The 21,333-nt window shown below is 56.6% G+C and carries 16 protein-coding genes; 6 read left to right on the forward strand and 10 right to left on the reverse strand.

Annotated elements, in window-relative coordinates; genetic code table 11:
• The first annotated feature begins 178 nt into the window (after positions 1 to 178).
• Both elaB and ERD80_RS00860 read left to right on the forward strand, forming a co-directional pair.
• Entirely contained in the window at positions 179 to 487 is a 309-nt protein-coding gene (gene elaB / locus ERD80_RS00855; RefSeq protein WP_021509227.1) for a stress response protein ElaB, read from the forward strand.
• Between the two features lie 153 nt (positions 488 to 640).
• The gene (locus ERD80_RS00860) at positions 641 to 1,837 is read left to right on the forward strand and encodes a nicotinamide mononucleotide deamidase-related protein YfaY (RefSeq protein WP_104093076.1); all 1,197 of its coding nucleotides are present in this window, start codon (positions 641 to 643) and stop codon (positions 1,835 to 1,837) included.
• Positions 1,838 to 2,200: 363 nt separating this feature from the next.
• Here ERD80_RS00860 and yfaE read toward each other — a convergent pair whose 3' ends face one another.
• The 4 genes from yfaE to ubiG form a co-directional block, all read right to left on the reverse strand.
• Positions 2,201 to 2,461, reverse strand: coding sequence for a class I ribonucleotide reductase maintenance protein YfaE (gene yfaE / locus ERD80_RS00865; RefSeq protein ID WP_021509229.1), 261 nt, complete (start codon positions 2,459 to 2,461; stop codon positions 2,201 to 2,203).
• 2 nt (positions 2,462 to 2,463) lie between these two features.
• Entirely contained in the window at positions 2,464 to 3,594 is a 1,131-nt protein-coding gene (gene nrdB / locus ERD80_RS00870) for a class Ia ribonucleoside-diphosphate reductase subunit beta (RefSeq protein WP_021509230.1), read from the reverse strand.
• A gap of 74 nt (positions 3,595 to 3,668) precedes the next feature.
• Positions 3,669 to 5,954 (reverse strand): class 1a ribonucleoside-diphosphate reductase subunit alpha, encoded by a 2,286-nt coding sequence (gene nrdA / locus ERD80_RS00875; RefSeq protein WP_021509231.1) that lies wholly within the window; start codon positions 5,952 to 5,954, stop codon positions 3,669 to 3,671.
• 627 nt (positions 5,955 to 6,581) lie between these two features.
• The gene (ubiG, locus tag ERD80_RS00880; RefSeq protein WP_021509232.1) at positions 6,582 to 7,307 is read right to left on the reverse strand and encodes a bifunctional 2-polyprenyl-6-hydroxyphenol methylase/3-demethylubiquinol 3-O-methyltransferase UbiG; all 726 of its coding nucleotides are present in this window, start codon (positions 7,305 to 7,307) and stop codon (positions 6,582 to 6,584) included.
• A gap of 176 nt (positions 7,308 to 7,483) precedes the next feature.
• Here ubiG and gyrA point away from each other — a divergent pair, with 176 nt between their 5' ends.
• Together gyrA and rcsC are read left to right on the forward strand one after the other, a co-directional pair.
• The gene (gyrA, locus tag ERD80_RS00885; protein ID WP_021509233.1) at positions 7,484 to 10,123 is read left to right on the forward strand and encodes a DNA topoisomerase (ATP-hydrolyzing) subunit A; all 2,640 of its coding nucleotides are present in this window, start codon (positions 7,484 to 7,486) and stop codon (positions 10,121 to 10,123) included.
• Between the two features lie 166 nt (positions 10,124 to 10,289).
• A complete protein-coding gene (gene rcsC / locus ERD80_RS00890) occupies positions 10,290 to 13,142 on the forward strand; it encodes a two-component system sensor histidine kinase RcsC (protein ID WP_021509234.1) in 2,853 nt (950 codons plus the stop codon).
• A gap of 42 nt (positions 13,143 to 13,184) precedes the next feature.
• Here the strand turns inward: rcsC and rcsB are convergent, their stop codons facing one another.
• Genes rcsB through ERD80_RS00905 form a run of 3 tightly spaced genes read right to left on the reverse strand, consistent with a single transcriptional unit; the run spans position 13,185 to position 17,673 of the window.
• Positions 13,185 to 13,835: a response regulator transcription factor RcsB gene (gene rcsB, locus ERD80_RS00895; protein WP_013509853.1), complete on the reverse strand. Its 651-nt coding sequence runs from the start codon at positions 13,833 to 13,835 to the stop codon at positions 13,185 to 13,187.
• A gap of 1 nt (position 13,836) precedes the next feature.
• Positions 13,837 to 16,494, reverse strand: a complete 2,658-nt coding sequence (rcsD, locus tag ERD80_RS00900) for a phosphotransferase RcsD (RefSeq protein WP_058758458.1) — start codon at positions 16,492 to 16,494, stop codon at positions 13,837 to 13,839.
• 24 nt (positions 16,495 to 16,518) lie between these two features.
• Positions 16,519 to 17,673, reverse strand: coding sequence for an MFS transporter (locus ERD80_RS00905; RefSeq protein WP_136545537.1), 1,155 nt, complete (start codon positions 17,671 to 17,673; stop codon positions 16,519 to 16,521).
• Positions 17,674 to 18,565: 892 nt separating this feature from the next.
• Between ERD80_RS00905 and ompC the strand changes: the two genes are divergently transcribed.
• Positions 18,566 to 19,675 carry a porin OmpC gene (ompC, locus tag ERD80_RS00910; RefSeq protein WP_031280043.1) on the forward strand — a complete coding sequence of 370 codons (1,110 nt, stop codon included), beginning with the start codon at positions 18,566 to 18,568 and terminating at the stop codon, positions 19,673 to 19,675.
• A gap of 22 nt (positions 19,676 to 19,697) precedes the next feature.
• Here the strand turns inward: ompC and ERD80_RS00915 are convergent, their stop codons facing one another.
• A complete protein-coding gene (locus ERD80_RS00915) occupies positions 19,698 to 20,261 on the reverse strand; it encodes a TetR/AcrR family transcriptional regulator (RefSeq protein WP_136545538.1) in 564 nt (187 codons plus the stop codon).
• A 97-nt stretch (positions 20,262 to 20,358) separates the two neighbouring features.
• Between ERD80_RS00915 and ERD80_RS00920 the strand changes: the two genes are divergently transcribed.
• Entirely contained in the window at positions 20,359 to 20,814 is a 456-nt protein-coding gene (locus ERD80_RS00920; RefSeq protein WP_058758444.1) for a nuclear transport factor 2 family protein, read from the forward strand.
• Position 20,815: 1 nt separating this feature from the next.
• On the opposite strand, the gene ERD80_RS22350 is transcribed toward ERD80_RS00920, so the two are convergent.
• Both ERD80_RS22350 and ERD80_RS22600 read right to left on the reverse strand, forming a co-directional pair.
• Positions 20,816 to 20,971, reverse strand: a complete 156-nt coding sequence (locus ERD80_RS22350; protein ID WP_164861051.1) for a hypothetical protein — start codon at positions 20,969 to 20,971, stop codon at positions 20,816 to 20,818.
• Between the two features lie 146 nt (positions 20,972 to 21,117).
• On the reverse strand, positions 21,118 to 21,231 hold the full coding sequence (locus tag ERD80_RS22600; protein WP_021509241.1) for a hypothetical protein: 114 nt from the start codon (positions 21,229 to 21,231) through the stop codon (positions 21,118 to 21,120).
• Between the last annotated feature and the right edge of the window lie 102 nt (positions 21,232 to 21,333).

Here is a 21,333-nt window from a genome sequence, read left to right on the forward strand (position 1 = left end):
GAAAATTTATCAGATTAATCAAATAAACGAAGCACAATTCCGCGTGCAACGTCCCGGATGACATAACTTTGCGTTCAGCGCGGCAAAAAGCGTAGTCAGCGGATGACGGCGCGGCGCAAAAACGCAATTTATGACTATAGTTAATCGACACCGCATTTAAACATGGAGGATTGTGAACATGTCATCTACCGATCAATTTGAAACCCGTCTTGATGACGATCTGGCGCTGCTGACGGAAACGCTGGAAGAAGTGCTGCGCTCCTCGGGCGATCCGGCGGACCAGAAATATATCGAACTGAAGCAGAAAGCCGAGCAGGCGCTGGAAGACGTGAAGAATCGCGTGAGCCAGGCGTCCGACAGCTATTACTATCGTGCCAAACAGGCAGCGTATCGTGCCGACGATTACGTGCATGAAAAACCGTGGCAGGGCATTGGTATCGGTGCGGCTGCCGGTCTGTTTGTTGGCCTGCTGCTGGCGCGCCGTTAATCCCCGTGGGCGCGATGTCCGTCGCGCCCGATTCCTGCTTTGCCGCTGTTTCCTTTCCGCATCGCGATTAACCCGCTATTTCGCACCGGCGGCGATTGTGTTTCGCCTGCGCGCTCCCTACAGTGAAAGCCACAGGGATAAGGAGAAGAGATCGTGATACGTGTCGAAATGCTCTCAACGGGCGATGAAGTGTTACATGGGCAGATTGTCGATACCAACGCCGCGTGGCTGGCCGATATGCTGTTTCAGCACGGCCTGCCGATGACCAGTCGCAGCACGGTCGGCGATGCAATGAGCTCGCTGGTTGAAGCGCTACAGAGCCGCAGTCAGATTGCCGACGTGCTGATCGTGAACGGCGGTCTCGGGCCGACCAGCGACGATCTCAGCGCGCAGGCAGCGGCCACCGCCAGCGGCAGCGAACTGGTGCTGCAACAGGCGTGGCTGGAGAAGATGGAAGCCTGGTTTGCCAGCCGCGGGCGGCTCATGGCACCCAGTAATCGCAAGCAGGCGGAGATTCCGGCCAATGCCGAGTTGATCGATAACCCGGTCGGCACCGCCTGTGGGTTTGCCCTGCAGCTTAATCGCTGCTGGATTTTCTTTACCCCCGGCGTGCCGTCAGAATTCAAAGTGATGGTTGAGCAGCAGATTATTCCGCGTCTTAAGGCGCGTTTTACGTTGCCAGAACCCCCGCTGTGCCTGCGTCTGACCACCTTTGGTCGCGGCGAGAGCGATATCGCCGCCGAGCTTGAACCGCTGCCGCTGCCGGAGGGCGTAGTGATGGGCTACCGTTCGTCGATGCCCATCATTGAGATCAAACTGACCGGCCCGGCCAGCCAGCGCGTGGCGATGGAGCAGGTGTGGCAGCAGGTTAAGTTACTGCTGGCCGAGTGCACCATTTTTGAAGGCTTTGAAGGATTGCCGGCCGTGCTGGCGCGGGAACTGCACGATCGCGGCTTCCGCCTTGCTCTGAGCGAACAATACACGGCCGGGTTGCTGCACTGGCAGCTGGCCGCCGCACAGGTGCCGCTTAGCGCCGCTGAGCTGCTGCCGGCTCGTGAGGAGTCGCTGGAAGCGCAGGTTACTCGCACGCGTCAGTTGGCCGCTCAGCAGGGCACAGTGCTGGCCTTGTCGGTTGGCGATCTGCAGGAAGGGGAAGTGTCGATTGCGCTGCACACCCCGGAAGCCAGCTGGGGCCAGCGGGTGAAATTTACACACGGGCGGCACAATCTGGAAACCCGGCAGAAAGTGGTAGCGATGATGGCGATGAATATGCTGCGCCGCTGGCTGCACGGCAGTGAAGTCAGTACCGGTCACGGCTGGATTGATGTTCTGGAGACGGTGAAGAGCTAACCCGATTGTGCTGGCGGTCATCATCAGCAAGGTCAGAGGGGAAGTTGAGCACGCCCGGAACGGCAAAACCCGCTCCCTGCGGGCCTCGACACGCGGCATCCTTGCCGCGTGACGTCCGGCTTAGCTCAACATCCCCTCTTCCCGTTAGCATTGGTGTCGCTGCAGGGTGACGTTCTGTTACCGCAATGAAGAAGCCTGATAGGGCGTGGGGGAGGTTGCCGCTTGCAGCAGCCTCCGCGCCAGGACGGCGCGGCGGCAGGCTCCAGGGATGGATTTACGCCGGTGCAGCAAGCGGCAACCTCTCTGACGACCTGTATGGATGTTGCAGCATTAAAGGACTTTTGGGTTTGGTGTAGCGGCAGGTTACAGCTCGATCTCAATCTCCCCTCTGGCCTTACAACAGCAGGGCAGAATCTCGCCCTGCTGAATAAACGCCAGTGGGGTTTCCGCATAATCCACTTCGCCTTTCAGCAGACGCATGCGGCAGGAGCCGCAGTAGCCTTCGCGACACTGAAACTCGACGCACACATTGTGTGCTTCCAGCGTCGTCAGCAGATTAGGGTGTTCGTCTGCGCACTCCAGCCGGGAGCCGGAGCTGCGCAGGATTACCACGGAACGGCTCATGCTTACAGCTGGAAATCGTTGAAGTCGTCTTCGCCCACTTCGGAGTCGATCTGACCCACCAGATAGGAGCTCACTTCAACTTCCTGCGGCGCCACCTGCACGTTATCTGACACCAGCCACGAGTTAATCCATGGAATCGGGTTAGAACGCGTCTGGAACGGCAGATCAAGGCCCACCGCCTGCATGCGGATATTGGTGATGTACTCAATGTACTGGCACAGAATGTCCTTGTTCAGACCAATCATTGAGCCGCCGCTGAACAGATACTCAGCCCACTCTTTTTCCTGCTCGGCCGCTTTCTTAAACAGATCGAAACACTCGTCACGACATTCTGCGGCGATCTCTTTCATTTCAGGGTCGTCTTCACCGGTACGCATCAGGTTCAGCATATGCTGGGTGCCGGTCAGGTGCAGCGCTTCGTCACGGGCGATCAGACGAATGATCTTGGCGTTACCTTCCATCAGTTCGCGCTCGGCAAAGGCGAACGAGCAGGCAAAGCTGACGTAGAAGCGGATTGCTTCCAGCGCGTTAACGCTCATCAGACAGATATACAGCTGCTTCTTCAGCGCACGCAGGTTCACGGTCACGCTCTTGCCCGCCACCTGATGCGTGCCTTCACCCAGCAGATGCCAGTAGTTGGTCATCTCGATCAGATCATCGTAATACTTCGAGATATCCTGCGCGCGCGCCAGAATCTGCTCGTTAGTCACGATGTCATCAAATACCAGTGACGGATCGTTGACGATATTACGGATGATGTGGGTGTACGAGCGTGAGTGGATGGTCTCGGAGAACGCCCAGGTTTCTACCCAGGTTTCCAGTTCGGGAATCGAAATCAGCGGCAGCAGCGCTACGTTCGGGCTGCGGCCCTGAATGGAATCCAGCAGCGTCTGATACTTCAGGTTACTGATGAAGATGTGCTTCTCGTGCTCCGGCAGCGCCTGATAGTCGATGCGATCGCGCGAGACGTCAACCTCTTCCGGACGCCAGAAGAAAGAGAGCTGCTTCTCGATCAGCTTTTCAAAGATGTCGTATTTCTGCTGGTCGAAACGGGCAACGTTCACTGACTGGCCGAAGAACATCGGCTCTTTCAGCTGGTCATTTTTGTTCTGTGAGAAAGTAGTGTAAGCCATGACTAAGTCCAAAAGTGAAACGGGCCAGCCGCTGCTGGCCCAGACACGATAAGGCGCCCGCAGGCGCCTTTCGATCAAATTTTACAGGCGCCGCTTTCGCAGCCATCGTCCTGAATAGACGGCGCCAGATCGTCCTGCGCATCCTCGGCACCGTCACGGGTGTTTTGGTAGTACAGGGTCTTCACGCCAAATTTGTACGCGGTCAGCAGATCTTTCAGCAGCTGTTTCATCGGCACTTTGCCATTGGCGAAACGGCCTGGATCATAGTTGGTGTTCGATGAAATCGCCTGATCGATAAACTTCTGCATCACGCCAACCAGCTGCAGATAGCCGTCGTTTGATGGCATCTCCCACAGCAGTTCGTACTGATCTTTCAGACGCTCATACTCCGGTACTACCTGGCGCAGAATCCCGTCTTTCGACGCTTTGATACTGATGTGACCGCGCGGCGGCTCGATACCGTTGGTGGCGTTCGAAATCTGCGAAGAGGTCTCAGACGGCATCAGTGCAGACAGCGTGGAGTTGCGCAGGCCGTGGGTTTTAATCGACTCACGCAGCGCTTCCCAGTCAAGGTGCAGCGGCTCATTACATACGCTGTCGAGATCCTTTTTATAGGTATCGATCGGCAGAATGCCCTGCGAATAAGTGGTCTCTTTAAACCACGGGCAGGCACCTTGCTCTTTCGCCAGTTCGTTGGAGGCTTTCAGCAGCCAGTACTGAATGGCTTCAAAGGTTTTGTGCGTCAGGTTGTTGGCGCTGCCGTCAGAGTAGCGCACACCGTGTTTCGCCAGGTAATAGGCGTAGTTTATCACGCCAATACCCAGGGTACGGCGGCCCATTGCACCGCGTTTCGCAGCCGGGATCGGGTAATCCTGGTAATCGAGCAGGGCATCCAGCGCGCGCACTGCCAGCGTCGCCAGCTCTTCCAGATCGTCTAGGCTTTCAATCGCACCGAGGTTAAAGGCGGACAGGGTGCACAGCGCAATCTCGCCGCTTTCGTCGTTGACGTCTTCCAGCGGTTTGGTCGGCAGTGCAATTTCCAGGCACAGGTTAGACTGACGCACTGGCGCAATGGCCGGATCGAACGGGCTGTGGGTGTTGCAGTGGTCAACGTTCTGCACGTAGATACGGCCGGTTGAAGCACGTTCCTGCATCATCAGCGAGAACAGGTCGACGGCTTTCACGCGCTGCTTGCGGATGCTGTCGTCCTTCTCATATTTGGTATACAGACGCTCAAACTCATCCTGATCGGCGAAGAACGCGTCATACAGGCCTGGCACGTCGGACGGGCTGAACAGGGTGATGTCTTCGCCTTTCAGCAGGCGGGTGTACATCAGCTTGTTGATCTGCACGCCGTAATCCATATGACGCACGCGGTTGCCTTCAACGCCGCGGTTGTTTTTCAGCACCAGCAGGCTTTCCACTTCCAGATGCCACATCGGGTAGAACAGCGTTGCCGCACCGCCGCGCACGCCGCCCTGCGAGCAGGATTTTACCGCCGTCTGGAAGTGCTTATAGAACGGGATACAGCCGGTGTGGAACGCTTCACCGCCGCGAATCGGGCTGCCGAGCGCACGAATGCGACCCGCGTTGATGCCGATACCGGCACGCTGTGACACATATTTCACGATAGCGCTGGAGGTGGCGTTGATGGAATCCAGGCTGTCGCCGCACTCGATCAGTACGCAGGAGCTGAACTGACGGGTCGGGGTGCGCACGCCGGACATGATAGGCGTAGGCAGCGAGATCTTGAACGTGGAGATCGCATCGTAGAAACGCTTGATGTAATCCATGCGCGTATCGCGCGGATAGCCGGAGAACAGGCAGGCGGCGACCAGAATATACAGGAACTGGGCGCTCTCGTAGATTTCACCGCTGACGCGGTTCTGCACCAGATATTTGCCTTCCAGCTGCTTCACCGCCGCGTAGGAGAAGTTCATGTCGCGCCAGTGGTCGATGAAGCCGTCCATCTGCTCGAACTCTTCGGTGCTGTAGTCTTCCAGCAGATGGCGATCGTATTTGCCCATCTCGACCATTTTCACTACCTGGTCGTACAGCTTCGGTGGCTCAAACTGACCGTACGCTTTTTTACGCAGGTGGAAGATCGCCAGACGCGCAGCCAGGTACTGGTAATCAGGCGCGTCACGGGAGATCAAATCAGCAGCCGCTTTGATGATGGTCTCGTGAATGTCCGAGGTTTTGATGCCATCGTAAAACTGGATGTGCGAACGCAACTCAACCTGCGAGACGGAGACATTGTTCAGCCCTTCAGCTGCCCAGTCCAGCACCCGGTGAATCTTATCGAGGTCGATGCGCTCCTGGCGGCCATCGCGTTTCGTAACGAGCAGACTTTGGTTCATGTCGCGTGTTTACCTGTCCATGAAATACAAAATTATCCCCCGTCTATTCACAGGCGGCTCATTGTGAGTAAGCCTGTGGATAAACACTATATATAGGGGGTGCGGAAAGTTTGAACAACAATATGGTGAGTATTCTAGTCAGCAATCGGATCATCACAAGAGTTGATTTTCACAAAATTTTACGCCCTGGGGGGTGGCGAAAATCCTGGATCCCCACGCCACAAGGCCTGCACCTGGTGTCAACGGATAACAGGTTTTTTTTCAATTTTTGATCGAGCGCGTGTTTATTGCTCAACCGCTGCGATTCGGGAAATTTCCCAGGCGAAAAAAGCCCGCGCCGCTCCGTCAGCAGCGAACTTATCTGCGTTTGCTTATGAATTTTTTATGACCTTTTCACCTTACAAAAAGCGCATCGCAGCGTCTAAAAGGAAATTGATCTGGATAGGGCCAGCGCGTGATAAACCGGGGGCGGTCGGAAGTGAAAGGAGGACTGGCGGCGTGCAGGACGTTATGCCGTTCAGTTGAGTAAATTGCCGGTCGTAGATTCCATAGCGGCGCGATTTCTCGCGTAATAAATCACGCCGCTACAACACCGCTGCCCACGGGCAGGCAGGCGAAACAGGTCGTTTACGCCTGACGGTGGGTGTGCACCATATAATTGACGTCCACCCCGCGGCCAAGGCGGAACTGATTGGTCAGCGGATTGTAGTGCAGGCCAGTCATATTGCGTTCACGCAGGGCGGTTTCGTCCACCCAGTTCAGCAGCTCGGCGGGACGAATAAACTTTTTCACGTCATGGGTACCGCGCGGCACCATGCGCAGCACGTATTCAGCACCAAACACCGCCAGCAGCCAGGCTTTAGGGTTACGGTTGATGGTGGAGAAAAACACCTCGCCGCCCGGTTTCACCAGCTGCGCGCAGGCCAGCACCACGGAACGCGGATCCGGCACGTGTTCCAGCATCTCCATACAGGTCACCACGTCGTACTGACCGGCATGGCTGGCCGCATGGGCTTCAACCGTCTGCTGCACGTAATTGACGCTCACGCCGCTCTCCAGCGCGTGCAGGCGCGCGATCTCCAGCGGCTCGGCGCCCATATCCAGGCCGGTGACCTCCGCCCCTTCGCGCGCCATGCTCTCGGCGAGAATGCCGCCGCCGCAACCGACATCCAGCACTTTCTTACCGAACAGCCCATGGCTGTGCTGGGCAATCCAGCCAAGACGCAGGGGATTAATGCGGTGCAACGGCTTAAATTCACCTTCTAAATCCCACCAGCGTGATGCAACCGCCTCAAACTTAGCAATTTCGGCGTGGTCGACGTTCTGGCGGCTTTCCTGCGGTTGTTCATTCATTGAATCATGACTCCTGACAAAATATGCCACCAGTATAAACGTATAAACCCTGCGAGGCATCTCTCAGCGCAAAGGAAAAGCGCCACAAAACCCTGCTTTACGTTCACCGCACGCAAGCGATGTGATATACTTTCGCACCTTTAAAATCCGGGATTATGTAGAGGGATAGCGGCTCCATGAGCGACCTTGCGAGAGAAATTACACCGGTCAATATCGAAGAAGAGTTGAAAAACTCCTACCTCGATTACGCCATGTCGGTCATCGTTGGCCGAGCCTTACCCGATGTACGTGATGGCCTGAAGCCGGTGCATCGCCGTGTGCTTTTTGCCATGAGCGAACTGGGTAACGACTGGAACAAACCCTATAAAAAATCTGCCCGTGTGGTCGGTGACGTTATCGGTAAATATCACCCACACGGTGACTCCGCTGTGTACGAAAGTATCGTGCGCATGGCCCAGCCGTTCTCCCTGCGCTACATGCTGGTCGACGGTCAGGGTAACTTCGGTTCGGTCGACGGCGACTCCGCCGCAGCGATGCGTTATACCGAAGTGCGCATGGCGAAGATCTCCTCTGAACTGCTGGCTGACCTGGAAAAAGAGACGGTCGACTTTGTGCCGAACTATGACGGCACCGAGCAGATCCCAGAAGTCCTGCCGACCAAAATTCCTAACCTGCTGATCAACGGCTCCTCCGGTATTGCCGTCGGCATGGCGACCAACATTCCGCCTCACAACCTGACGGAAGTGATCAACGGCTGCCTGGCGTTCATCGAAGATGAAAACATCAGCGTCGAAGGGCTGATGGAGCACATTACCGGGCCGGATTTCCCGACCGCCGCCTTTATCAACGGTCGTCGTGGCATTGAAGAAGCCTACCGCACCGGGCGCGGTAAAATTTACATCCGCGCGCGCGGCGAGATCGAAACCGACGCCAAAACCGGTCGTGAAACCATCATCGTCAATGAAATCCCGTATCAGGTGAACAAAGCGCGCCTGATCGAGAAAATTGCCGAGCTGGTGAAAGAGAAGCGCGTTGAGGGCATCAGCGGCCTGCGTGACGAATCTGACAAAGACGGCATGCGTATCGTCATTGAAGTGAAACGCGATGCGGTCGGCGAAGTGGTGCTCAACAACCTCTACTCGCTGACGCAGCTGCAGGTCTCTTTCGGCATCAACATGGTTGCCCTGCATCAGGGCCAGCCGAAGATCATGACGCTGAAGGAGATCATTGAAGCCTTCGTTCGCCACCGCCGTGAAGTGGTGACGCGTCGTACCATCTTCGAACTGCGTAAAGCGCGCGATCGTGCGCACATCCTTGAAGGTCTGGCGATTGCGCTGGCCAACATCGATCCGATTATCGAGCTGATTCGTCGGGCTCCGACGCCAGCCGAAGCGAAAAGCGGCCTGCTGGCGCAGTCGTGGGATCTCGGCAACGTCGCCGCCATGCTGGAACGTGCCGGTGACGACGCCGCGCGTCCGGAGTGGCTGGAAGCGGAGTTTGGTATTCGCGACGGTCGCTACTACCTGACCGAGCAGCAGGCACAGGCCATTCTTGATCTGCGTCTGCAGAAACTGACCGGCCTTGAGCATGAAAAACTGCTCGACGAGTACAAAGAGCTGCTGGACCAGATCGCCGAACTGATTCACATCCTGCAGAGCGCCGAGCGCCTGATGGAAGTGATCCGTGAAGAGCTGGTGGCGATGCGCGATCAGTTTGGCGATGCGCGCCGTACGGAAATCACCGCTAACAGCGCTGACATCAACATCGAAGACCTGATCAACCAGGAAGATGTGGTGGTCACCCTGTCGCATCAGGGCTACGTCAAATACCAGCCGCTGTCAGACTATGAAGCCCAGCGTCGCGGCGGTAAGGGCAAATCGGCGGCGCGCATTAAAGAAGAAGACTTTATTGATCGTCTGCTGGTGGCCAACACCCACGACACCATTCTGTGCTTCTCCAGCCGTGGCCGCCTCTACTGGATGAAGGTCTATCAGCTGCCGGAAGCCAGCCGTGGCGCGCGCGGTCGTCCGATCGTCAACCTGCTGCCGCTGGAAGCCAACGAGCGTATCACCGCGATTCTGCCAGTGCGCGAATACACCGAAGGCTTCAACATCTTCATGGCGACCGCAGACGGTACCGTGAAGAAAACTGCGCTGCAGGAGTTCAGCCGTCCGCGTAGTGCCGGCATCATTGCCATCAACCTGCGTGAAGACGATGAGCTGATTGGCGTGGCGCTGACCAACGGTAACGACGAAGCGATGCTGTTCTCTGCCGCCGGTAAAGTGGTGCGCTTCGCGGAGAGCGCGGTGCGCGCCATGGGCCGTTCGGCTTCGGGCGTACGCGGCATCAGGCTGGCAGAAGGCGACAAAGTGGTGTCGCTGATTGTGCCACGTGAAGAGGGCGCGATTCTCACCGTAACGCAGAACGGCTACGGCAAGCGTACTGCTAACAGCGAGTATCCGACCAAATCGCGCGCCACGCAGGGCGTGATCTCGATTAAAGTCACCGAGCGTAACGGGCCAGTGGTTGGCGCGGTACAGGTGGTAGATAGCGATCAGATCATGATGATCACCGATGCCGGTACGCTGGTGCGTACCCGCGTGTCGGAAGTTAGCGTGGTGGGCCGTAATACGCAGGGCGTGATCCTGATTCGTACCGCGGAAGATGAAAACGTGGTCGGCCTGCAGCGCGTCGCTGAACCGGTGGAAGAGGAAGAACTCGACGCCATCGACGGCAGCGTGGCAGAAGGCGAAGACGATATCGCGCCGGAAGTCGACAGCGACGACGACGCACCGGAAACAGACGACGAAGAGTAACCGTTCGTTGTCTGTCACAAGCGGCAGGTCAGGGCAACCGACCTGCCGTTTTTTTGTCTGACTTTCACTCCCAAAGTCGCGTGCCAACTGGCTTTTTCGCCCTGATAAAGCTAGTGTATGAGAACTTTTCAACGTCCCGATAACCCTTGCCGCCAGTGAGTCTCTTTTGAAATATCTCGTCTCCTTTCGCACCACGCTTCGCATCTCGCGCTACCTGTTTCGTGCGCTGGCACTGCTGCTCTGGTCGCTGGGTGCACTGTTGACCACTTTCTACATCATCAATGTGCTGCACGAGAAAGAGAACGCGGTGCGCCAGGAGTTTGCCACCAATTATGGTCAGGCCGAATGGTATGTGCGCCACTCAGCGGATGTGATGCGCGAACTGAAGTACATCACTGAGAATCGCCTGAGCAGCAGCGTCAACGGGCTGGATATGCTCAACGGCATGCCGGGCGGCAAAAGCACGCTGCCGCAGTTTACGCCGCTGTTTACCGACGGTGACTGCACGTCAATGAGCAACACCTGGCGTAACTCGCTCGATTCCCTTAGCTATTTCATTAACTACTGGAAAAGCAATTTTGCCTCAGCCTATGAACTCAATCGGGTGTTCTTTATTGGCGGCGAAAATCAGTGCCTGGCAGATTTCACCATCGGTAACAATAATCCGGTCGATCGCGAACGCAGCCTGAAGGCGCTGCGCGAAAACGTGCTGCACTACCGCAGCGGCAACGAGGAAGAGCGACGTAATCCGATGTACTGGATTACCAACAGCAGCCAGCCAGGCATCGGCAACTTCTACATGGTGGTGCCAGTTTACGTCGCCAACAAACTGCAGGCGCTGCTCGGCGTGGAACAGAACATTCGCCTGGATGAATTTATTCAGCCCGGCGGGCTGCCGCTGGTGGCCACCATCACCGATGAAAACTATCGTCCGCTGATCAGCTCACGACGCGGCGGACCCGGTTATTCGCTGGACGATCTGCCGGATAACAGCACCTGGTTTGGTTATCTTGACGGCTATCGTCAGCTGGTGCTGAAAAAGCCGCTGCCGCCGTCCAGCCTCAATGTGGTGTGGTCGCTGTCGACCGATGTGCTGATGGATCAGCTCAAGCTGATGCTGATTAACGCGCTGCTGCTCAATATCCTCAGCGCGCTGATTCTGTTTACCCTGGCGTGGGTGTTTGAACGCCGCATGTTCCTGCCGGCGGAAGATAACGCTCACCGGCTGGAGGAGCACGAGCAGTTCAACCGCAAGATTGTCGCGTCAGCGCCGGTCGGCATCTGTATTTTGCGTACCAGCGATGGCACCAACATCCTCAGTAATGAACTGGCGCATAACTATCTGACGCTGCTGACGCAGGAAGATCGCCTGCGGCTGAACGAAATCATCGGCGGCCAGCAGGTTAATTTTGTCGATATGCTGACCGGCAGTAACACGAACCTGCAAATCAGCTTTGTGCATTCGCGCTACCGCAACGAGAACGTGGCGATTTGCGTGCTGGTCGACGTCTCGGCGCGCGTGCGCATGGAGCAGTCGCTGCAGGAGATGGCGCACGCCGCCGAGCAGGCCAGCCAGTCCAAATCGATGTTCCTTGCTACCGTCAGTCACGAACTGCGGACGCCGCTGTACGGCATTATCGGTAACCTCGATCTGCTGCAGACCAAATCGCTGCCGAAGGGCGTGGATTCGCTGGTCACGGCGATGAACAACTCATCCAGCCTGTTGCTGAAAATCATCAGCGATATTCTCGACTTCTCGAAGATCGAGTCCGAGCAGCTGAAGATTGAGCCGCGTCCCTTCTCGCCGCGTGAGGTGGTCAACCATATTGCCAGCAACTATCTGTCGCTGGTGGTGCGCAAGCGCCTGACGCTGTATGTGTTCATCGAGAACGATGTGCCGCTGGCGCTGGATGGCGATCCGCTGCGCCTGCAGCAGGTGATCTCCAACCTGCTGAACAACGCCATTAAATTCACTCACACCGGCTGCATTATCCTGCACGCCTATGTCAAAGAGGGGTATCTGGCGTTTCGCGTGCGCGACACTGGCGTGGGAATCCCGGCAAAAGAGATCACGCGCCTGTTCGACCCGTTCTTCCAGGTCGGCTCCGGCGTGCAGCGTAATTTCCAGGGCACCGGGCTGGGACTGGCGATCTGTGAAAAGCTCATCAACATGATGGATGGCGACATCGAAGTCGACTCTGAACCGGGCATGGGCAGCCAGTTCGTGGTGCGTATTCCGATCTACGCTGGACAGCAACCCGCGCCGCCGCTGCTGGATGGTCTGCAGGAAAAAGCCATCTGGCTCGACCTGCGCAACGACTATCTGGCAGCCTTCCTGCTGCGTCTGCTTCAGCAGCAGGGCATCCAGGTTGCGCACTATCAGGGGCGGGCTGGGGCGGACGATGTGATGATCTGCGATCACCACGACGCGCCAGCGCAGACGGTACGCGCGCGCATCCGTATCTGCGGTGAACACATTGATATGCCGCAGGAAACGACGCCGGGACAGTGGGTGCACAGCAGCGCGACGCTGCACGATCTGCCGCTGCTGCTGGGCCGGATTTACCGCATTGCCATCGACAGCGAAACGGCGACCACGCTGGAACTGCCGGTGCCGCAGCAGGCCTCCAGCTATGAAGACATCATGGTGCTGATCGTTGATGACCATCCGATTAACCGGATGCTGCTGTCTGAACAGCTCGGCACGCTGGGCTATCAGACCAAAACGGCGCAGGACGGCGTGGATGCGCTCAACGTGCTCAGCCGTAACCATATTGATATCGTGCTGAGCGACGTCAACATGCCAAACATGGACGGGTACCGGCTGACGCAGCGTCTGCGCCAGCTGGGGCATGCCTTCCCGGTGATTGGGGTGACCGCTAACGCACTGGCGGAAGAGAAACAGCGCTGTATGGATGCCGGCATGGATAACTGCCTGTCAAAACCGGTGACGCTGGATGTGCTGAAAACCACGCTGGCGCTGTATGCCGAACGTGTTCGCAAAAGCCGGGAAGGATAAGCAGGGCAGAGGAGAGGCGGTGCCGAAGCACCGCCGCAGGGATTACTCTTTGTCGACCTGAGTGGCGCTGACGGAAGAGAGGTAGTTCAGCAGTGCGATATCGTTATCCACGCCCAGCTTCATCATTGCTGATTTCTTCTGGCTACTGATGGTTTTGATACTGCGGTTCAGCTTCTTGGCGATCTCGGTAACGAGGAAGCCTTCGGCGAACAGACGCAGCACTTCGCTCTCTTTCGGTGACAGACGTTTGTCGCCGTAGCCGCCGGCGCTGATTTTCTCCAGCAGTTTGGCCACGCTTTCTGGCGTGTACTTTTTGCCTTTCTGCAGGGCTGCCAGCGCTTTCGGCAGGTCGGTCGGTGCACCCTGCTTCAGCACGATGCCTTCGATATCCAGATCCAGTACCGCGCTCAGGATCGCCGGGTTATTATTCATAGTCAGAACAATAATGGAGAGATCCGGATAGTGACGCTTGATGTACTTGATCAGCGTGATGCCGTCGCCGTATTTTTCGCCCGGCATCGACAGATCGGTAATCAGGACGTTGGCATCCAGTTTGGACAAGCTATTGATCAGTGCTGTTGAGTCTTCAAACTCACCTACCACATTCACCCATTCGATCTGTTCCAGAGATTTACGGATACCGAACAGAACGATTGGATGGTCATCGGCAATAATTACATTCAGGTTATTCATCTTATTGGTTACCTTGCTGCAGCAGTTGGTTGACGTACGCGTCAATTTCACTGGTGGTATTTTTAATGGTTAAATCGTCGCACAGTTTAATGTGCTGTTCTAACTCTTCACAAAGCTGTTTACCCGGCAGTAAATTGAGCATGGCAAACACGCCTTTCAGGCGATGCGCTGTCTGAGCAAGCGAGGGATAGTCCTTCTCCGCCGACTCAGTATACAGTCTCTTCACATCTGGCGGTACTGTCTCCGTAAACAGCTGGAAATAGCCGCCGCTCAGCAGCGGCGTGGCAGCCTCATCGTCGTCGCTCTCCTCTATCGAATCATGAGCCAGTTGCTTCTCAATCAGGGCCAGCAGCGCATCAAGCAGCGCATTGCTGAGATTGAAATTGACCCGGAATTGCTGGTCGTTGAGGGCGTGATGCCCCATTTCGTCGCCCGCCAGCAACAGCGCCCAGCCGTGCAGGCGTGCCGGATCGTCCGTCACCAGCACATCATGCTCCTGCCCGGACAAGCGTTCGTCCGAGGTCAGGCAATTTGCCCCCCAGTTCTCGAGGTGGCGGCAGACAATTTTGTGTACGTCTTCGACCGCGATATCCACCAGCGCCGTAACGCCTTCCAGCAGTTTCTCTTCCTGCTCGCTCTGCTGCTCCAGCGCCAGCGGCAGCTGAATGTTGTAGCGCGTGCCGATATCCGGTTTGGCGATAATCTCCAGCTGGCCGCCCATCTGTTTGCACAGCTGCTTACACAGGAAAAACGCCATGCCGGACGCCTGACCGTAACGATCCTGCGTGGTTTCGCCGAGGTAAGGAAAATCGACGTTGGCCAGCTCGTCGCCGGTCAGGCCTGAGCCGGTATCCACCAGCTGGAACAGCACGCTGTTGGCTTTGCTGTCGCTGGCTTTGATATCAAGGGAAATCTTGCCCCACTGCGTGGTGGTGAGCGCGTAGTGCATCAGCGTGGTCAGGACTTTACGCAGCGCGCGGCGATCGCCAAAGCGCATCTCGTCGTTGGCCAGCTGATTGTTGACCACCAGCGTCAGCCCTTTGCGGCGCAGCAGCGGCAGGCTTTCCAGCGCAATCTCATCCAGCAGATCCTGCAGGTTAAACACGCCCGCATCCGGCGACCAGTCGTGGGCTTCCAGCCGGTTGAGCAGGACGATATCGTCCACCAGCCGCGCCAGACCCTGGCTCTCATCCAGCAGATCCAGCACGCTCTCGTCGTCATCGCGCTGGCTGAGCTGCACCAGCTGCGTCACCATGCTCTGCAGCGGACGATTAAGCGCATGGCCAAGATTCTGCATCAGCTGCTGGCGCATCTGGTGGTTGCGATCCAGCACCTGCTGCGCTTTTTGCAGCTTCTTATTCACCAGCAGCTCGCGATCCTGATCGCGCATCATAAACAGCTGGGTGTGCGGCGACAGCATGCTGCGCGCGTGGCGAATCTCATACACTTCGTTATTGATGGTAGCCTGCAGCACGCCCTGATGCTGATCGGACATATTGATGATCTTCTGCAGATTGAGGTGCGGCAGCAGATGTTCAGCGATTTTGTTGCTCAGCAGCGTGCGATTGGTGCCAAAGTCATACACCAGCAGCCCGACCGGCAGGCTGGCGACGATCTCCTCATTCAGCATACGCAGCGAATCAAGCTCAGCGCTCTGGTTCTCATTCGGTCGCAGCGACTGCTGGCGCAGCAGCGTAATGCCGGCAATAGACAGCAGGAACAGCAACAGATTGATCAGCAGCGGCCACATCAGATTGTGCAGGGTATCCATCGCCAGGCTGGCGAGCGGCACCCGGTACACCAGCTGGAGCGAGGTGCTGGGCAGCGTGGCGGCAATTTCCAGATTCGGGTTAACCAGCGTCACCGCGGTGCTTTCGCTGCTGGCGTCATCGCTGGTGGCGCTGCCGGGCTGGCTGGCATCCTGGCGCAGCTGGAAATTCTCCAGCGGCATACTGCGTGGAATCAAATCGTTAACCGGCAGATCGAACGCTACCACCGTGGCTAAATGACCTGGCTGGTTAAACGTGGTGCGCAGCGTGAAGTAGTGATCGTTCTGCCAGGCAAAGTGGCGCAGCGGCGAGAAGCTTTCGCGTTCGTCGAGCGCATTGGCCTGCTGCAGCATTTCGGCGCGGCGGCTGTCCACCAGCGTATTGATCGCGCTCTCTTTATAGCGTGTCGCCATATCCTTGAGCGGCAGGGTCGAGATCATGATCAGGCTGTTGTCCTGACCATTGAGGAAGTACATCGACCACGCCGGATTTTCAGCGCCCCACAGCGTATCGAGATAATTGGACATGCGCAGCGTCATATCCAGCGTGCTGCTGTCGTGCGAGCCGAAAATCAGCGCTTCGGTCTTGCGGCGGGTTTTCTCCAGATAGTAAACGTCCGGGCGCAGGCGCGTCTCCTGCAGGCTACTGTTTGGCGTAGAACCCGCGGCGCTGGTGGCGAGATTTTCATAGATTTGCCAGGTGGCAAAGCGGTAAGCATCAATGCGTTTTTGCATTGCGCGCGCCAGGTCAGTCATGGCGTAGCGCTTTTCCATGATCCACGCATTCACACTGTTATGCACCATGGCACCGAGCGCGAGAAACAGCACCAGGTTAAACACCACGAAAAAGCGCGTTACGTTGCCGGAGGTCAGCGGAAATTTATAAGGCAGCATAGGTGTCTCAGGATCCTGCAATTAACGCGCGACCAGCCGGGCGCTGGCGGCAACCGCCAGCAGCAGCAGGGCGATAAGTAAAAACGCGCCGCTCAGGCTGAGCCACTGGGAAATAAAGCCGATTAAAGCCGGGCCTGAAAGAATACCCGCATAGCCAAGCGTTGTCATGGCGGAAATCGCCAGATTGGCCGGCATATCCTGTTGATTACCGGCGGCATTAAACAGCATCGGCACGGTATTGGCCAGGCCAAAGCCCACCAGCAAAAAGGCCAGCAGCGCCGCCTGCGGCCACGGCAGCAGCACCGCCAGCGTCATGCCGGCTGCCGCCGCCAGCGCACCGGTCAGCATCACCGGATAGCGGCCAAAGCGCTGAATCACTTTATCGCCCGTCAGACGACCTATGGTCATGGCGATGGAGAAGATGGCGTAACCCAGACCGGCGTGCGCCAGGCTCATGCCCGGACTTTGCAGCAGCAGCAGGGCGCTCCAGTCGAGTACCGCGCCTTCCGCAAGGAACAAAATAAAGCACAGGCAACCGAGGAAGGCGACCCAGCCGCGCGGGATCACCAGCCAGGGTTGATCGGGCTGATGCAGGCGCTCCGTCATCAGCGTCGGCAGGCTGCACAGCAACAGCAGCACCATCAGCAGCATGATAACGCCCACCGCCTGCAGCGGTGTCAGACCCGCGCCAAGTAACAGGCTGACCGCGCCGGCGCCAAGAATACCGCCAAGACTGAAGAAACCGTGGAAACCGGACATCATCGGCTTGGCCGCCGCTTTCTCAACCTCAACCGCCTGCACATTCATGGCCACATCCAGCATGCCGAGCCCGGCACCGAACACCATCAGCGTGGCGGCCATCAGCCACATCACATCCAGCGTCGCCAGCAGCGGCAATACTGCCAGCACCACCAGCGTGGAGCACAGCATAACGCGGCGGCAGCCAAAGCGTGCCACCAGCGCACCTGTCACCGGCATTGCCCCCAGTGAACCAATGCCGAGACACAGCAGCAGGCCGCCCAGCGACGCGCCCGTCAGCTGGAGGCGCTGGCTGGCAAACGGCACCAGCGGCGCCCAGGCAGACATGCTTAAACCGGCGATGAGAAAAACGAGGCGTGTTCCCAGATTGACACGCTGATGCAATTTGTTGGGCTGTGCGGCGTCCAGTGCTGTCATAAAGGTGTCGTTGTCATAAGTCGTTCGAGCGACGAAGTTTAGCATTAAAGCTGGCGCGGCACCGCTCAATGAAGGCGAAGAGCAGGGCAAAAATGGTCGCCAGAAACGAGCATATTACCGATCTTTTGCCAGGCGCTGCGCTTTTCCAGACATTTCCTGGACTTCATAAGCTCTCTGGCTCTTAGTAAACCGACAGATTCAGTGAAAATTTGGCTTAAGTTGGGGTGAAAATCGATTACTGCGGCAACGCTAACTGACTGAATAGTGGTAAAGAATATTCCGCAAACGGTTGGGGAAACGCATCGGCTATATTCCTGTTCAACTTTATTACGCCCGGAAATTAACATTGCGCAATCATGGCTAAGTAATGAACAAAAAGTGCGAAAACGAACAAATAATGGCGTCCTGAGTGGCGGTTAATTTAACCTCAGTAAACAGGTTTACATAAAATTACAGAGCGGAAGAAAAATGGCAGGCAAAAAAATGCCGGACAATCATGTCCGGCGGGAATTAGGGTAAATCTCTCATTCGGGGTGAATGAAGGTAATAATGAAATAAATGATGATAGCGGGAGTAATTGTATGCGCTGAGTGGCGTTAAGTTTTATCATTCAGTGCGGCAGCTTATCTCATCTTATCTCTATGTATTTAAATGAATAAAATTCGGTTTATCAATTAGTGCGATATTTTTTGCCGATGTGTGCTGATTATTAGTTCCGCGAAATTTACATTTGGAAATAACTATTTAATACAATGAAACACTTTCGGAAATTTAGTATCATTTTCGTGATAGATTATTGCTCTCCATAAAATAACAATGGCTTGCCGGCTGAATTTTTAAGCATTCAGTTAGCAGTGGCACATATAAAAGGCACATTACAGAGGGTAATAAAATGAAACGTCGCGTTCTCTCCCTGATGATTCCTGCATTGCTGGTGGCAGGCTCAGCAAGCGCAGCTGAAATTTATAACAAAGATGGCAACAAATTAGACCTCTACGGCAAAGTAGACGGCCTGCACTATTTCTCGGACAACGATGGCCAGGACGGTGACCAGTCTTACCTGCGTTTTGGTTTTAAAGGTGAAACTCAGGTGACCGACCAGCTGACCGGCTACGGTCAGTGGGAGTACCAGGCAGCGCTGAACACCGCAGAATCGCAGGGCACCGCCAACAGCTACACCCGTGTCGGCTTCGCCGGTCTGAAATTCGGTGATGCGGGCTCGTTCGACTACGGCCGTAACTACGGCGTACTGTATGACATCGGCGCCTGGACTGACGTGCTGCCGGAGTTTGGTGGTGACACCTACGGCGCGGACAACTTCATGTTCCAGCGCAGCAACGGCCTGGCGACTTACCGCAACAGCAACTTCTTCGGGCTGGTGGATGGCTGGAACTTTGCCGTGCAGTATCAGGGCAAAAACGACAACCCAACCGAATCCTCTTCCGGTCGTGATGTCCTGGGTGAGAACGGCGACGGATGGGGCCTGAGCACCACCTACGATCTCGGCTCCGGCTTCGGTCTGGGTGCGGCGATGTTCCAGTCTGACCGTACCAACAATCAGAACGGCAACGCGCCAGGCATTCTTGGTCGCGGTGATAAAGCCGAAGCCTACACCGGCGGTCTGAAATATGACGCTAACAACGTGTATCTGGCGGCGATGTACACCCGTTCTTACAACGCAACCCGCTTCGGCGCGGTGGATTCCGCTGCGTACGGCTATGCCAACAAAGCGGACAACTGGGAACTGGTGGCACAGTATCAGTTTGACTTCGGTCTGCGTCCGTCGCTGGCCTTCGTCTCCTCACGCGGCAGCGATATCGAAGGTTACGGCAGCCAGAACCTGAAAAAATATGTCGACGTGGGTGCGACCTATTACTTCAACAAAAACATGTCGACCTATGTTGATTACCAGATTAACCTGCTGGACGACAACAACTTCACCGATGCGGCCGGTATCAACACCGACGACATCGTTGCGCTGGGCCTGGTTTACCAGTTCTAAGCCGGAGAGCGTGGCCTGCGGGTCACGCTCTGCTCTCCAGCAGCGCGTTCAGCGCCGCCTGCAGCGTTGCCGTCACCTGCTGCGCCGCTTCCCCCATTTGAACCTGCACGATTGCACCATCTACCAGCAACACGATCTGCCCGGTTTTTTCCTGCTGCGCCGCGCTGAGTCTTTCGGCAATGGCGGCCGCCATCTCACGCTTGTGCTGGCGAATCAGGGCGCTCGCTTCCGGCAGGGTATCAGCCAGTTCTGCCGCGCTATTAATAAACGCACAGCCGCGGAAATCCTCCTCCTGAAACCAGCTCAGTAACGCAGCCGGCAGCGCCACGGTGATGGCAGGCTGCTGCGCCAGCGCGCTGCGAAAGCCGCTCATCCAGCGCTGATGGCGCTGCTGCAGAAACGCCAGAATTAAGTCATTTTTGGCCGGAAAATGGCGGTAGAAGGTCACTTTGGTAACGCCAGCCGCGGTAATCACTTTATCGATGCCGGTAGCACGGATGCCTTGCGCATAAAACAGCTGTTGCGCGCTGAGCAGGATGCGGTCACGCGCGCTGGCGCTGGCATCAAACAGCAGGGGTGCGAGCATAAGAAAAAATTCCTGTTTTCGGGGGTAGACAGAATTGTCTACATACGGCAGGATGAATCAAGTAGACAGACCTGTCTACATCATCAGGAGATAAAAAATGCTCATCCCCCCGTTCGATCATCAAAGTGCCTTAGAAAAAGTGCGTATGGCGGAAGATGCCTGGAACAGCTGCGATCCGCAGCGCGTGTCGCAGGTTTACAGTGAAGATACCCGCTGGCGCAATCGCAGCGAATTCGTTAACGGTCGCGCGGACGTCGTGACCTTTCTGCAGCGCAAATGGGCCCGCGAGCTGGATTATCGGTTGATTAAAGAGTTATGGGCGTGGCACCACGATAAGCTGGCGGTGCGTTTTGCCTATGAGTGGCGCGATGACAGCGGCAACTGGTTCCGCAGCTACGGCAATGAAAACTGGCACTTTGGTGCCGATGGTCTGATGATTCAGCGCTTCGCCTGCATCAACGATTTGCCGATTAGCGCTGAAGCGCGGCTGTTTCACTGGCCGGCTGGCAGACGCCCGGACGATCATCCGGGCCTGAGCGAGCTGGGTCTGTAATTTACGGCGCGTTGCGCCAGCGTCTGGCCTTTGCCGCCTGCTGCGGGGATGTGGTGGCAGGCGGCAGGCTGCCTTCCAGCGCCACGCCCGCCAGCGTAAAGGCGGAAAAGCTCAGCCAGCGCTGCCATTTATCCTGTTGTTCTGTTGCCTTACTCATATTGCACCTCGCTGATGTTCAACCCACCATCAACGCTGCACAATTCATGCCACGCCACCGCTCTCAGCGCCACGCGCCCCGTGGCCGCTTTGTTACACTGCGCCAGCGCTGAAGCGGTGCAGGATGCACGACACTGGTGCAATGCCTTAACGTCGGCGCGACGGATAGTGCTGAATCAGGCGGTGGCGATAGTGCTGCCAGCAACGGAAGCTTCCGTAAGCAAATAACCCGGCGGTAATAGCAAGAATCATATAAATCATCTGTCGCTCCTGTAAGGATTCTCGTGCAGGAACGCAGTATGCTGTGCCAGCCAGCGATCAACTTCAAGCAGCTTTAGACGGTTTTACAAGCGAGTTATGCTT

This window comes from Pantoea sp. R102, from assembly GCF_004916815.1.
In the GTDB taxonomy this organism is placed as follows: domain Bacteria; phylum Pseudomonadota; class Gammaproteobacteria; order Enterobacterales; family Enterobacteriaceae; genus Pantoea; species Pantoea dispersa.